This window comes from Nocardioides sp. Z35_8, assembly GCF_059621125.1.
Genome location: NZ_JCAQIE010000001.1, coordinates 2,340,866 through 2,354,752, shown reverse-complemented (window position 1 = coordinate 2,354,752; position 13,887 = coordinate 2,340,866). Strand labels below are relative to the sequence as shown.

At 64.8% G+C, this 13,887-nt stretch carries 12 protein-coding genes; 7 read left to right on the top strand and 5 right to left on the bottom strand.

The genetic code is table 11. The features are described from left to right. Nucleotides 1–230 precede the first annotated feature (230 nt). From AC54T2_RS11365 to AC54T2_RS11345, 5 genes are all read right to left on the bottom strand, one after another. A complete protein-coding gene (locus AC54T2_RS11365) occupies nt 231–1,481 on the bottom strand; it encodes a competence protein CoiA family protein (RefSeq protein ID WP_496666204.1) in 1,251 nt (416 codons plus the stop codon). 103 nt (nt 1,482–1,584) lie between these two features. Further along, nucleotides 1,585–2,649 (bottom strand): restriction endonuclease, encoded by a 1,065-nt coding sequence (locus AC54T2_RS11360; protein ID WP_496666203.1) that lies wholly within the window; start codon nt 2,647–2,649, stop codon nt 1,585–1,587. Further along, nucleotides 2,649–5,291, bottom strand: a complete 2,643-nt coding sequence (locus AC54T2_RS11355) for a DEAD/DEAH box helicase (RefSeq protein ID WP_496666202.1) — start codon at nt 5,289–5,291, stop codon at nt 2,649–2,651. The genes AC54T2_RS11360 and AC54T2_RS11355 overlap by 1 nt, the downstream gene beginning before the upstream one ends. An 11-nt stretch (nt 5,292–5,302) precedes the next feature. Then, nucleotides 5,303–7,315: a site-specific DNA-methyltransferase gene (locus tag AC54T2_RS11350; RefSeq protein WP_496666201.1), complete on the bottom strand. Its 2,013-nt coding sequence runs from the start codon at nt 7,313–7,315 to the stop codon at nt 5,303–5,305. 242 nt (nt 7,316–7,557) lie between these two features. Beyond that, nucleotides 7,558–7,803: a helix-turn-helix transcriptional regulator gene (locus AC54T2_RS11345; protein WP_496666200.1), complete on the bottom strand. Its 246-nt coding sequence runs from the start codon at nt 7,801–7,803 to the stop codon at nt 7,558–7,560. Between the two features lie 80 nt (nt 7,804–7,883). Here AC54T2_RS11345 and AC54T2_RS11340 point away from each other — a divergent pair, with 80 nt between their 5' ends. The 7 genes from AC54T2_RS11340 (at nt 7,884) to AC54T2_RS11310 (ending at nt 13,887) form a co-directional block, all read left to right on the top strand. Beyond that, entirely contained in the window at nt 7,884–8,318 is a 435-nt protein-coding gene (locus AC54T2_RS11340; protein WP_496666199.1) for a hypothetical protein, read from the top strand. A 682-nt stretch (nt 8,319–9,000) separates the two neighbouring features. Beyond that, a complete protein-coding gene (locus tag AC54T2_RS11335) occupies nt 9,001–9,384 on the top strand; it encodes a hypothetical protein (protein WP_496666198.1) in 384 nt (127 codons plus the stop codon). A 151-nt stretch (nt 9,385–9,535) separates the two neighbouring features. Next, nucleotides 9,536–10,507 (top strand): nucleotidyltransferase domain-containing protein, encoded by a 972-nt coding sequence (locus tag AC54T2_RS11330; protein WP_496666197.1) that lies wholly within the window; start codon nt 9,536–9,538, stop codon nt 10,505–10,507. After that, nucleotides 10,504–11,244: a hypothetical protein gene (locus AC54T2_RS11325; protein WP_496666196.1), complete on the top strand. Its 741-nt coding sequence runs from the start codon at nt 10,504–10,506 to the stop codon at nt 11,242–11,244. The genes AC54T2_RS11330 and AC54T2_RS11325 overlap by 4 nt, the downstream gene beginning before the upstream one ends. A gap of 44 nt (nt 11,245–11,288) precedes the next feature. Next, nucleotides 11,289–12,533, top strand: a complete 1,245-nt coding sequence (locus AC54T2_RS11320; protein ID WP_496666195.1) for a HesA/MoeB/ThiF family protein — start codon at nt 11,289–11,291, stop codon at nt 12,531–12,533. Then, nucleotides 12,518–13,123 carry a Mov34/MPN/PAD-1 family protein gene (locus AC54T2_RS11315; RefSeq protein WP_496666194.1) on the top strand — a complete coding sequence of 202 codons (606 nt, stop codon included), beginning with the start codon at nt 12,518–12,520 and terminating at the stop codon, nt 13,121–13,123. The genes AC54T2_RS11320 and AC54T2_RS11315 overlap by 16 nt, the downstream gene beginning before the upstream one ends. Then, nucleotides 13,120–13,887, top strand: coding sequence for a DUF6602 domain-containing protein (locus AC54T2_RS11310; protein ID WP_496666193.1), 768 nt, complete (start codon nt 13,120–13,122; stop codon nt 13,885–13,887). The genes AC54T2_RS11315 and AC54T2_RS11310 overlap by 4 nt, the downstream gene beginning before the upstream one ends.

Below are 13,887 nucleotides of genomic sequence, written 5' to 3'. Positions count from 1 at the left end.
GTCTACGGTGTGGATCGTCGCCGCCACCGTCCGTGGTCACTTGCCAGAGGTGCTGGCTCACTCCCTGCGACTGCGACGACTGACCGGCTACATACTCGGGTCTTCACCACGGCACCCCGGGCGCTGCGCTACGGTCCTGAGCACGGGTCGACGTGCACGTTGTGCAGACCGCTTGTTCCGAGCGCCGCTCGGCCGCGGCCCCCCGCAGGCTCCGGGCAGCAGCCCCGTTTCTAGGGAGTTGAGCCCACGACAGCTTCATCCAGTGACAGACCCGTCGGTGAGAAGAGAAGCACGCGGCGCCGACGGTCGCGGTGAATGCGCAGCAAGCCGACCACCTCCATCGTCTCCAGCCAAGCAATCAGCGTCCTGAACACTAGTTTCGTGTCGGGATGGCGTCGGATGTCGTGCCGATCGAGTGCGGCGAAGACGTCTCGCCACCTGAAGTCGACGGTCCGACGGTGAAGGAGGTCCTCGTAAATCGCGCCGTGCCAGTGAGGCAGGACGGCTAGCACACCGCCACCTGCCCCCGCATCGCGCGCCAGCACGTCGGGAATCGTGCCCCACCTCGCCAGCATGGTCGCGCGCAGCGGGCTGCGTTCCCACGCGCGGAGGTCGTCGCCCCGGAACACTGCGATTCGGTGCCTGGCCTCGACCTCGCGTGCTTCCTGCAGCGCGAGCTCGCGGACCACCTCCTCCTCGGCCTCGGCGATGCGGCGCAGCGTTGGCGTGATGATGCCGCCGTGAGGGCTGAACTCGCAGTCGTCCAGGCCGTCGACAGCCAGCCATGCGCCGCTGGTGCCGCGGTAGCGCTCATCGAACCGCGCGCTGCCCGCGAGGGTCCCGATTTGCTGGGTCACCGGGTTCACCACCATGACGGGGTGCCCTGCGCGTGCGATGACAGTGGCTAGTTCTGGAAGGCGAACGGCGGCCGCATCGGCGTCACCGGGGCTGGAGGAACCAGCAGCCAGACGCACCTTTGTGTGTCCAATCAGCCACGCGCACACGATGCCCTGGGCGTCGTAGTCGGCCTGCTTAGCCTGCCACGCCTCGATGGCGTACGACTTGTACTCGATTTCGTAGGCAACCTGCCGGCCTGAGCGCCCGGTGACCATCACGTCAGCGCGCCGCAGCAAGCGGGTGTCTGGGTCCTTGACGGTGTGCTCCTCGCGCACCTCGGCGCCTTCGGGGATTCGTGACGCGGCCCACTGGGTCAGCATCGCCTTGCCGGCCAAGTGGAACTCGGACTCGCGGCCGGTCTCGTGTGCCGGCTTGGCGACGTGGAGGAAATGGTCGCGCTTTGAGCCGCCGCGGGTGGAGATCTCTGCGGCGCAATCCGGGTGAGGGCAGCGCAGCGACGCCTTGGTGAAGTCGCGCAGCTGGGTGGCTTGACCTTCGGCGAGGAAGTGGGGCGCGCCCGTCTCGCGGTGCAGCGCCCAGACCTGTCGGCGCTCCCCGTTGAGGAAGGCGGCGACGTGGCTCATAGTCTGGCGAAGACCCTGGCTGGCGGCCCACCGTCGACGGTCGCGCACATCGGCAAACCGACAACTTCGCTAGCGCGCCGTCGATCCGGTCGTTTGCGTTCGCTCACCCTGGCTCCTCGTCGAGAACCCATGCACGCTTCATGGGGATCCGCACCCGCATGGACTCGGGAAGTTGCTCGTAGACGTCGAACAGCTGATCCAGGACTTCGTCGGCGTCCCACACCCGCATGGTGAGCCGGTCAGAGGCGATGCTCCGCCGAGCCTCCTTGGTGATTCCTCCCCACGCCACCAGAAGACCTTGGTCGGACCGGTTGGAAAGCATCGCCCCTTGTAGCTTTCGAACTACGTCGACGCCCTGCGGCGTCGGGGAGGATTTGACCTCGCAGATGAGGGTCGGCGAGTCCAAACCCAACGGACCTGAGCCAGCGAGTATGTCCACGCCGCCGTCGGGGCCGGGAGGGCTCACGTCGCAGCGGAAGCCACGCACGCGGAGGATGTCAGCGACCAGATTGGTGAGCTCGTGCTCACGAAACGACTCCGTAACGTGGGCGAGGACGCGGTCGCGTATCGCCGCGAGGGTCGGGACCGTCACCGGGTCGGTGAAGACGCCGGACTCATCTTCATCGTTGCCGTCGCGCCCGCTTGTATCGAGTTTCGTGGGGCTCCAAGGCTCCTCGAGTTGCGGGTCCACACCGGTCTCGATGACGGTGCGGAACCGGTCTTCGGCGCCGTTCCGCTTGGCTTTGAAAACGGTCGCGAGTGAGCCGAGCGTGTACAGCAGGTCCTGCCGGATCGCCGACCTAGAGACGTCGTCACGCTTCCACTCCACGCCGATTCGATGCCTACGGGTGGGGTCGGGCTCGTCGGCGACGTAGTGATAGGCCCTCGTGCAGACTCCTAGGGCGACCGTCTGTGTCGTCTTCATCGGCATTACAACCAGATCTCCGGGCTCAATGGCCAACAGGGCCCAGAGCTGCGTGGACCACTGCGCCCGAGCGCCGGCCGTGTCGTCGGGACGTGCCGCATCCACGCGAGCTCGCATCTCATCGCGGGAGCGCACGTCCGAGATATCCCCGAACTCGCGCCATCCGACACCTGCGAGGCCGTGATCGAGGCACCACTGCTCGTTCTCGCCGTCACGGCCAGCGCGGATAACCCAAGCGGTCATCAGTACGTCACCCCTATGGTCTTGAACAGCGACTCCGCGGACTCGCCCTTGCCTGCTGCGTCACGGATCTTTCCGCGAACGTCCTTGTCCAGCATGTCCAGGACCACAAGCGCCGGGTCTGCGCCGGTAGCGACGCGACTGACGGCCGCCATCGAGTCAATGCGGAGAAAATGGTCGCCGTAGTCCTCCGCGTAGTCGGCGAGGGCCATTAGCTTGGGCATCGCGTCAGCGAGGTGGGGTCCGTGCGGGTCGAGGATGGAGGGCCGGATCGTCCCTTGACCGTCACGCTCAAGGAAGACGAAATCCGGCTGGACGGACTTCCACGCATCGCCGTCGCGGTAGGCGATCCGCACGCTGTGCTTCCCAGCGGACGAGGGGTTCCGGTACCAACCCACGAGGTTCGGGCGATCCTTGCCGTCCAGCTTCAGGCCGAGTTCCTTGCGGAGGACCGCCATCTCCCACGTGTTGTCGGCCATCTTCTCTTCGACGGGCCAGTTTCGGTCCCCGTCGGCAAGTAGGTGGAACTTGGCCGTCGGGAGGGAGACGTGGGACTTGTCGACACTGTCGACCCGTTCGTCGGTCTTGAGCTCGGTGTCGACCTGCTCGCGGTCCCGCGCACGCGAGCGGATGCGGTCGTACTCGGCTTTACGGCTGTCTGGAAGTCCTCGAAGCGCTACACGGTTGTCGTTGAGCCAGGTCTTCAGGAGGGCGTCGGCTGCATCCTCTACCCGCTGCTGGACGGTGCGCTCATTTGCGGGGGTCTTGAAGGTCGCGAGTGCGGCCACCACGGCACGAACGTCGATGAGTGGGTGGTGCAGGTCCTTCGCAATGGCCTCTTGGTACTTGCGCTTCAGGTAGCGGTTAACAAGCGAAGTGGACAGCATCCGTCGAGCTGCACGAAGGGCATCGTCAACGGTGTTTATGTCTGCTGCATCTGAGTCCGTCTCGACCTGGACGTCCCTTTCGCCGAACGTGGCCGAGAGGCGGCGGATGGCCGCGGTCTTGATCTGCTCGGCCTCCGCGGCAACCTCGGTGGCGTATTGCGCTGTGATGCCATCGAGGACGGACATGAGGTGGTTGTGCGCCTTGTCGTTGGCCTTCTCAACCAAACCGTCCTGCGAGAAGGCGACGGCGGCAGCCAAGAGTCGCTTGATGGGCTTGGGGTCGGCTGCTGGCTTCGGCAGAGACGGGAGCGTCTCGATGACCAACCGCGCCTCTGTCTGGACGTCGGGGTTCCAGGCAAGGTCGACCGGCCTGAAGAGAACCTTCGGTCCCCCGCCCTCCCGCGCGATGATCGCGCCGGAGGGGTCCTTCAGTCCCATGATTTCCTTGACGACGTTCTCCGCCTGCTCTTTGTTGAACCGCGGCAGGTACGTGGACGCGGAGTTGAGCCGGTCGTCGCTGGTCTCGCGAGCAAGCGGCGTGCGAACCATGCGTCCCAGCAGCTGCGTGATGTAGGTGTGGTCCTCGCCTGGGCGGAGCGACACCAAGACCTCGGCACGCGGGCAGTCCCACCCCGTCGAGATGGCGTCCTTCGCGATAAGCACCCGGACGGTGAGGTCGTCCTGGATGTCCTCCGGGGCGACCTTCGGGATCCTGTAAGACGCTACGTCGATCGTTCCACGGTCGCCCAGTACGTGGGCTACGCAGTCGTCGGTGAAGCCGTTCCAGGTGGTGCGCACCACGTCGAGGTACCGCGCGATGAGCGCATCTTCGTCGGCGAAGTCCTTGTCGTCACTGGACTTGTTGGGGATTTGAATGACAAGCAGCGGCAGGACGGGTTTCTCGAGCGACTGCTCGGCGGCGTACTTGTCCCACAGGTCGCACGTGGTCTCGAACTGCCTGGCAGCCTTGCGCACGAAGGTGGTGTCGAACTCGCCCTTCTCGTCCGGGATCTCTGCGGAGAGGGTCTTCTTAATGATTCCCGACTCCTGGACGTCGCGGGGGTCGACCCACACGTCGTCATCGTCGTAGCGCTGCTTCGCTGCGGCCATGGCTTCCTTGAAGCGTGTGACGGTGGCCGAGATGCCCCATACGACCGGCACGGCTGCGTTTGAGCCGTTGCCGTTGATCACCTTCATGACGATCGTCTGGTTGGCGTCCGCCTCGGACCTTCGCATCGGCGTGACGCCTTCGTGTGCCTCGTCGAGGACAAGGTAGAGGGTGAGATTTTCGTCCTTGATGGTGTTGTCGAGGATGTCCCAGAAGGTGACGGGCCGCGTGTTGGTGCGGCGGACGAAAAGGGCCGTCTTGCTTAGCTTGGCGGGGTTGATGAAGTAAACGTTGCCTGGCTGAAGGCGGTCACTGCCGAAGTCCTTGTCGAGCAGCACGAGTTCGGCGACGTCGATACGGTCGGCGGCCTCGATGAAACGGTGGCGGGTCTGCGCGTTCAGCGCAGGATCCTTGCTCATCCAGAGAACAACTGCCCCGGGGTCGGGGTCCATGTCGAACTCGTCGGAGCCGTGGATGAGCGCTTCGATGACCGCTGCAGCGATGACCGTCTTGCCGGCGCCCGTGGGAGCCGTCAGTGCGAACGACGAACGCACAGGTTCGGCAGAGTGCCACCTGTTCTTCGCCGAACTGAGTCTGCGCAGGACGTCACGGATGGCCGCTTCCTGGTAGGGAAACAGGTCGAACTTCATCAGGTGTTCTCTCAGTCCTCGGCTGCGCCGGTGTTGATCGTGAACGTGTGGAGGTACGACGAGTAGAGGCGCGCCGAGTTGATGCCTTCGGGGAGTTGACGGTCGACAGCCTGGTATTGCGGCTCGTCGTCGGTGACGACATAGACGAGTCGGACGCCTACTGAACCGCGGAGGGCCTTCAAGAAGGGCGCTGTGGCGTCCGGATCAAAGAGCACTGCATAGGTGTCGGCGATCTCGAAGTCGTCTGTCGGAGTGTCGATGCGACGGCCCTCTGCGCCAGCTTTCAGCCAGAGCAGGGGCGAGATGCGCTCGAAGGCAAGGTCCATCTCGACGAGCTCGGGGTTCTCGTACGTCAAGTTGAAGAACTCGACGTTGACGTCGAGCCCCGGCGCGTACGTGGAGCCGTTGCGACGCTGACCTGTAACGACGGTGGAGATGCGTGGACGTGTGACGTGTTCGAAGACGCCCTTCGCTTCCCATTCCGGATCGCCGTCGCGGTGTCCGGCCTTGGTCAATGCCTTGGCGTCCTTCGAGGCCAGCTCGTTGTTCGTGACGAGGATGCACTGACGGCTCCCACCGTCCTGGGCGTTGAGACGGAGTACGGCCTCTGCCGTAGTTCCGGACCCGGCGAAGAAGTCCAGGATGACGGCATCGCGCGGGGCCGCGATGGCAAACCACCGCATAAGGACTTCATGGTCCTTCGGGTACGGGAAACGCTTGTCGCCGAGGATTTTGGCTACGTGTTGTGCTGGCGCCTTGCGGGAGGAGTAGAACACCGACTCGGGTTTCTCGTTCAGCTGTTCGGCAAGGAAAGTCTTCGGACGCGGCAAGGACGTGTGATCCGCTCGGAAGTGCACGAGGCCGTCCGCGATCATCTGCTTGAACTTGTCCTCGTTGAAGCGCCACCCGTTCTCCGGAACACGACAAGGAAGCCCCGTCTTCGGGTGGACCACGTCGTATCTGGGGCCCTTGCCGTTTGGGAATCCGGGGTCAGCTTCTGAGAAGACGCGGCCTTGGTCGTCTACCAAGTTGTAGTGCTTAGCGCTCGCAGAAAACTTGCCCTTGGGCTGCTTCGCGAACCAAGCTTTCAGACGCTTCGTTGCTTCCTCGCTGACCCCGCCCGAGGCTTCCCAGGCATCGGCGCCTGCGTTCAGGACCTCTTCGGCCCAGGCTTTGGGCTGGTGCCACCTCCCTCTTGCAGCGAGGCTGGTCATGTCTCTCGCGTAGAACAGCATGTAGTCGGCAGCGTTGGAGATGAAGGTGGCGTCGTTCTTGCGACTGCCGTTCCACACAACGTCAGAGATGAAGTTGTGATCTCCGAAGACCTGGTCCATCAGCATGCGGAGCCGATGGTGCTCATCGTCGCCGATGGCGACGATGATGACGCCCGAATCCTTCAGCAAGCGCCGGGCCATCTTCAGCCGGCGCTCCATGAAGGCGAGCCACTTCGAGTGCTTGTCGCCATCTTCAGCCGAGACGTAGCGGTCGTTGTAGATCCACCCCTCGTTTCCCGTGTTGTACGGCGGGTCGATGTACACGAGGTCGACGGCCCCACCGTGCGTGTACCGCAGCGCGTCGAGGACGTGGTAGTTCTCCCCGTTCATGATCGCGTGAAAGGGGCCGTTCCCGTTCTCGATTCTCTCGACGGAAGTGAGCCCGGGGAAGATCGGGTCGCGGAAGTCGGCCGCGAACACAAGATTCTCAACGAGGCGATCGGCCCTTTCCCCGGTCTCGGTGTTGCGCAACTCGGCAGTCGCTCGCGTGCCATCGCCCGAGACGGCGAGAACGATCCACGAGTCCGACGACTCAAGCTTGGATTCGCCGCGTGGCGAGATGAACATGACCTTGTCGCCGACAGAAATGGGGCGTCCAGGCAGCCCCACACGTTCTGGCGTGTGGCGCTCGAAGTTGAGGCCGAACTCACGCCGCTTAGAAAGCAAGCCGACATGACGCCGGAGCTCCTTCGCGGTTTCGGGGTCCTTGCGCTCGATTCGCGCGAGGATTGAGTCCAGCTCGCTGCTCAAAGGGTGACTCCTCGGTACTTGGCGGTGAGGCTTCATCCTGCCTGAGCCCACGGCCAAATCTCAGTGCTTCGATGAGGCTCGGCGCGGTGGCGCCGCTCCACCTGCGTGTGCCACTTGCCAGCCGCGGCCGGTCCAGGCATGAGATTCGCGAGACCTGCAATCACGCGGGCTGGTGGGTCTCGCGAGATGTCGCCCCGATTGGGTGGACGGAGATCCGGGGGTAGTTGACGGTCTGCTTCGAACTACTCCGGAAGCAGTGCCACCGCGGCGCAATCAAGTGCGTCGGCCAATGCGTACACGGTGGCCAAGGTCGGGTTGCGGTTGCCTCGTTCGATGTCGCTCAAGTACTGCGGCGTGAGCCCCGCCGAGGCCGCAGCGGCCTCCTGCGTGAGACCCACCTCAACCCGACGCTGGCGGACATTGAGGCCGAACCGTGTCGCACGCGTCACTGACAGCTTGGCATGGGCGCTTTTCGGGCTCTTCGGCACGTAGCGACACGGTGGTGTGGCGGCGCGTCGAAGACCACAAGATATATCTTGTGTTTGCGTTGCGACTATCTGAGCGAGGCATGATGCGAAACGACCCAATCTGCTCGTGCTGGATCGTCGAGACCGAGGGCGGCCGACGCGTGCCGATTGCATGGGTTGCGCTCCACACTGAGGTGCGGCTCGTGTGCCGTGATGGTCGAATCGTGGAGGGCTTGACTGCCGGCCCAACGCAGAGCCTGCGGGAAACCGACACGCCGCCTTACCTGTTGGTTGAAGACCTGGAGTGGGCCGTCGCAGTAGAACGCGATGAGATCGCAACACTCACTCCCCTCGGCGGCTACGACGACCCCGGCGACTTCCGACGCGAGATCGACAGAATCCTGCGCATGGACGTGCAGGGGCTTATCGAGTTAGCCGACGACTCGACTGAACGCACGTTGGTGGTGGACGCCCACACAACCCTCGAAGTCACCGTCAGAGCGAGAAGGCACGCCTGCATGCCTCAGCCGCGATGAAGCAGGCTGTTGCGTGACCGTCGAGTCGACTCCTGATTGCACAGTAGCCGCGCGGACCTCTTTGCCTGAGTGCACGTGTCGCCGCCACGAAGTACGAAGTAGTCACCGCGCTCAGCTCGGTGAATCGAGTCGTCTCGTTCTTGTCACTTCTTGTGCCCGCACGGCCATCTGCACCAGATCGCGCCTGAACCAGCGTGTGCCGTCGTCGCCAGTCACATACGGCAACCGGCCACGCCTGGCCCGCTGATGCACCACCCATGGCCCGCCTACCCCCATCTCCCGCGCCAGCTCCGCCGCCAACACCCAGTCAGGGTGTTCATCCGGCGGCACCGGCGCACGCGAAGGCAGCGCAGGCTCTCTGGCGAGTGCGCGCCGACGCGCCGATTCCGCGCGGGCGTCACGGAGCCGCTCCACCTCGGCGCGTTCGAGGCTGGGTCGTTGCGGGCGGGGATGAAGCAGCCCTCGCCGGATGAGTTTCGGGATGGCGCTTCCGCTGGCCCCGAGTCCAAGGATGCGTGCGGCCTCGAGCTGTGTTACCCACTTCTGCTCGCGGGAAGCGTCCGAGACCACGTTCGGCACATTACTGCCGATGATCCTCCAACGGCCCGCACTCCACAGGGCAAGAGCCAGCGCTACCATATCGAGCAAGTGTTCGACTGCTGGAGGGCTTGTGACTGGCGGCATGGGACAGAAGGAGGACGGCTTTCCTCGCGAGACGCTCGCCGAACGTGTCGCCAACACACGCGTCCGCCTGGCGGCGTCGACGAATGACGGACCTGCCGTAGGCACGCACAGCACTGCCGCTTTCCACGGCAAGCGCCCCAAAGCCCCCGATTCGTGGACTGCTCCGACGCCGGAGCAAGCGTCCCCCGTGACGCCGCCGCCCAAGTTCAAGCACTGCTGGTACGCGTCGCCGTGGGGCCGCCTACCGGCGCTCCTGGTCAAGTGGCGCTGCATCGACGGGCACTACGACGGGCTGATCATCTGCGCAGCGCTCGACGAGACCGATCGGGCGTGGACAGTCGCGGAGTTCTGGACGGATGCGTCGCTCCTCTCGCCCGCCTGACCCCGCTCCGCTTCCGCCAGCCAGACATCAGGACGAGTCAGGGCTCGGCCAACATCGATTTCCTTCTGAGCGGCTCGCCCGCTCGACCATCAGCAGTGTCGGCGGCCGCAGCTAGTGTCCGGGCTAGGCACCAGAAACGGGGAGGGAACCAGTGAACGTGACCGACGCCTTCGAGGCCTACCAGACCACCGTAAACGCCGACACGAAGCAGGTGAAGACGGCCCGGGAGCGCCGCGATCTGTTCAAGAGCGCTTTCGCCGACGACGTCGACGTCATCGAAGTTAAGCCGTCTGGATCGCTGGCGCGGGGCACTCATAAGGACCCGATCCACGACGTCGACACCATCATCGTCTTCGACACGCATGCTCACCCCAACTGGGGACAGCCAGGCGACTCCGCAGCGGAGGCCCTCAACCACACTCAGACGAGAGTGCGTGAGCTCCTTGGCAGGGACGGCACTCATTCGGCAAACCAGGTCCGGCTGACCCGGTGGCGCAACCACGCCGTCAAGTGCTTCCTTGACGACCCCGACGACCCCGACGCCTTCACTGTCGACGCGATGCCGGCCCTCCTCTCCGAGGGCCAGTTTTTGGTTCCTGAGTTCTTGACCAAGACCTGGATCCGCACCGATCCCCAGCACCTAATCGACGAGGTTGCCGCCCGGCACGCCGCGTGGGGGAAGTACGCCGGCACCATTCGCATGCTCAAGGCTTGGGCCGCGGCGCACAGCACCGCTGACGCGCTCATCAAGTCGCTGGTCATGGAAGTCCTCGCTTTGGACTTCCTGCCCACTAACCACACCCGACCGGTCGCACTGCGGGACTTCTTCACTGCCGCGACCTTTCAGATCGAGAACCACGCAAGCGTCTCCGATCCAGCAGATCTGTGTGGCCCGATCCAGCCAGACCTCGACTACGCCACCTTCGCCGACCGGCTCCGAACGTCGCGCGACGAGGCGATCTTGGCCTGCTCTGCGTATGCCCGAGGTGACGACGCCGCCGCGATCGCTCACTGGGGCAGCGTCTTCGGCAGCGCGTTTCCCAAACCGCCCAAGACTAGTCCCGGGCCTGCGATCGTCCCGCCTGTCGTCCCCCGCCCGGTCAAGGACACCCCACAGGGGTGAGCGTCGTCGGCCCATCGAGAGTGGAAGAGCTTCGATCCATTGGCTGGACCGAGGCGGAGCCAGCGCGCCTCGAACGGGATCTTCGCGATGTGGAAGCATTTAGTACCGCGTTCGGCGCCACCATGCAGTACGCACCGCCCGGTACCAGCGTCCGCGCGGTCCTCGGCGCCTCAGGAGAAGTCTCGCGAGCGGCCTCCACATCGAGCGCCGTGCCAGACGAGACCGCCTTCATCCATGGCGGTTGGTACGGCATCCTCCCCTTGTGGCCGTTCGACCGAGCCGCGCCCGTTGGCCTAGATGTCTTGACCGGCGGCAGCGGACTTGAGTTCACCCTCAGCTACCCGGCTGCATACCCCATGGTCCCGCCGACGGTCTGGCCACTTGCGCCCGAGCCGGAGATGGTGGAGCGGACACAGGCAACGTGGCACGTCCTACCCAGTGGGGGTCTCTGCCTGCTCCAGTCCGATGGTGCGTGGCAGCCCGAGGCCAGCGTCGTCGATCTGCTGCTTAAGGCGTCCGGCTGGCGGGTTGAGTACGCCTTGATGAAGGCGCAAGTCATCGAGGCCATGGCGATCTCGGGCATCGTCTCCGACCCCTCGTCGGACCAGCTCGTGACACGGGCTGCGTCCGCCCAGATGGCAGGGCTGACGATGGACCCGATGTCGAGCGGGGCCGACAGACGACTCGAGGGGCCGACGCCCGAGGAGCCCACGCAGGTTGGTGACACGAAGTCGTGAGTAAGGACCCATTCGTCATGGTCCCTCGGGACGCGGCCAATCGGATGCTCGCGGCTGAGAGCAACAGCGGCGAGCTCACCATGACCCACCTCGAATCGGAGGAGCTGTACGTCGTCACCCGACTCGCACTCGGCTCCGGCGTCCGCATCCCGGTCGACATCCCGACTGAGTACGAGACGCTTCGCTGGACCGGGACGGAGTACTCCGGTCAGTGGTTCAAAAGGCCCAGCGAGCACGTCAACCTCGCACACCTTGACCTCATCCGGCGACCGGGCTCAGCCGTCGCGTTCGAGACCTTCAAGACATGGGTGCCCGGTGTCCACGACCCTGGCAATCGGATCGGGCTCGCAATCACCATCGACCCCGAGCTTACTGAGGAGCAGCGCCGAGCCCGGGCCCGGGAGTACGCCGGATGGATCGTGACCCGTGAAACCGTCCACGCCATCGACATTGCCGTCGAGCCGACACAACTGGGGCTACCGCAGCTGGCCGTCCAGTGGCCGATCGACCGGCTCGCCCGGGACACCGTTATGGTCGTCGGACTGGGCAGCATCGGTGGGGCCGCTGCCGACCAGTTGGCCGCCATGGGCATCGGACAGACGATCCTGGTCGATCCAGACCGGTTCTTGTGGCACAACGAGGTCCGGCACGTCCTCGACCAGCGGCGCGTGGGTCGGCTCAAGGTCGACGCTATGAAGTCGCATCTCGGGGAACGGTGGCCGGAGCATCAGGTCTCGCCAGTGCCAGCCGACATCGTCGAGGCCACCGATCTCATCCGGCCCCTCGTCCCGTCGGTTGACCTGATCCTCTGCGCGGCAGACGGCATCGCGCCGCGCCGCGTAGTCAGCCACCTGGCGAAGCGAGCCGGGCTTCCCTCGGTGCAGGCCTGCGTCCTCAACGATGGCGGGATCGGCGAGATTCTCCGGCTGCGCCCCGGACCGCGGTTCGGGTGTCTGCTCTGCCAGCGCGCGAATCTCGCCGCCGAGGGCGGCATCGACCCTGAGGCCGACCAGGAACTTGCTTACGGAACTGGTCTCGCGCACAAACCGATGACCGCGATCCCCACCGACCTGCACCTCGTCGGCAACTTTGCCGCGAAGGTCGCCGCTGCGACGCTCCTGGAGGGCAAGCACGGTCAGCTCTTCAGCCTGCCAGGCGAGCACGCAGTTATTGGCCTGCGCTCGGCCCAAGGGCTCGCGTATCCCTTCGATGTCTCAGCGGTCGGGGAGGTCATGTGGCACGGTGTGCCGCCACCACGACGGGACTGCGTGACATGCAATACGGCCTGAGTGACCGTATGACCCTTCGGGCGCGCGTCGTCACCATCCAGGCATCCGCGCTTAAGACGATCTCCGCTGAAGTCTCAGGCAGCGCCCCCCACCTTGAGACCGGCGGGATCCTCCTCGGCCACGCCGCCACCTCCAGCGTCGACCTTCACGTCACCGTCGCGGGAGACCCTGGACCACACGCCCTGCATGAGCCTCGCCGCTTTCTGCGCGACCCGGGTCGCGCGCAGACCCTTGCCGACCAGGCATGGGCGGACCACAGGGGGATGTGGATCGGTGAGTGGCACACCCATCCCTCTACCGGCCCGATGCCCAGTGACATCGACCTACAGTCCTATCTGCGGCATTTGAAAGACCCCGAACTGCAGTTCACGGAGTTCCTCAGCTTGATTGTCGCCAATGCCAGGACCGGGCCCGCCGTAGCCGCATGGATCATCACCGACACGCATCTCATTGAGGCATCCATAAGTGTGATCGGAACCGATCAGACCGGTGCCCCGCCATATCAGCAACCGCCGGCCCAGCCGCTACGAGGCCAGCGGCGACCAGACGAGCCATCAGACCGTCGAGTGCAGGACGAGGAGACCCCGTGACCACACCCAAGTTCGACATCGCCGCCGCCTTCCGCAATAAGGAGACCGCGATGAGGGCAAGCTTCATGGCCATCCGCGACGTCACCGCGCACGGCCCGACCAGAGGGGACGAAAGCGAGGCAGACTGGATCGGACTGCTGCGCGACTTCCTGCCCACCCGCTACCTGGTCGGCCCGATTTTCGCGGTGGACCACACCGGCGCCATGAGCGAGCAGATTGACGTCGGCGTCTTCGATACTCACTTCTCCCCGCAGTGGTTTGGTGCGGCCAACGGCACCCGCTTCGTACCGGTGGAGTCCGTCTACGCAATCTTTGAGGTGAAGCCAGCGTTCAACAGCGAGTACATCAGAGCCGCCCGGCAGAAAATCGCGAGCGTTCGGCGTCTCGAGCGCACATGCGAGTCAGTCAGTCACAAGGGCGGCACCTATCGGAAGACCGAGATTGCGCCCGCCCCCATTATCGGAGGGATTCTCACTACCCGCAGCGAGTTGAAGACCGACCCAGTCGGCACGATGGCCGAGACCCAGCCTGATGACCCAGGGGCCGACGACTTCCTCAATATCGGAATCTGCCTGGACGCCTTCACCTTCGACTACACACCCCAGGTCGGACCAGAGGGCGAGGTCACAATCCCGCTAGAGGTCAGCCCACCGGACCTGCAGTTGATCCACTTCGCGATCCGGTTCTTCCGCCAACTGCAGCTGGCCGGCTCGGTTCCGGCGGTCGAGATGGACAAGTACGAAGCCAGCCTCACAAAGCCCTAG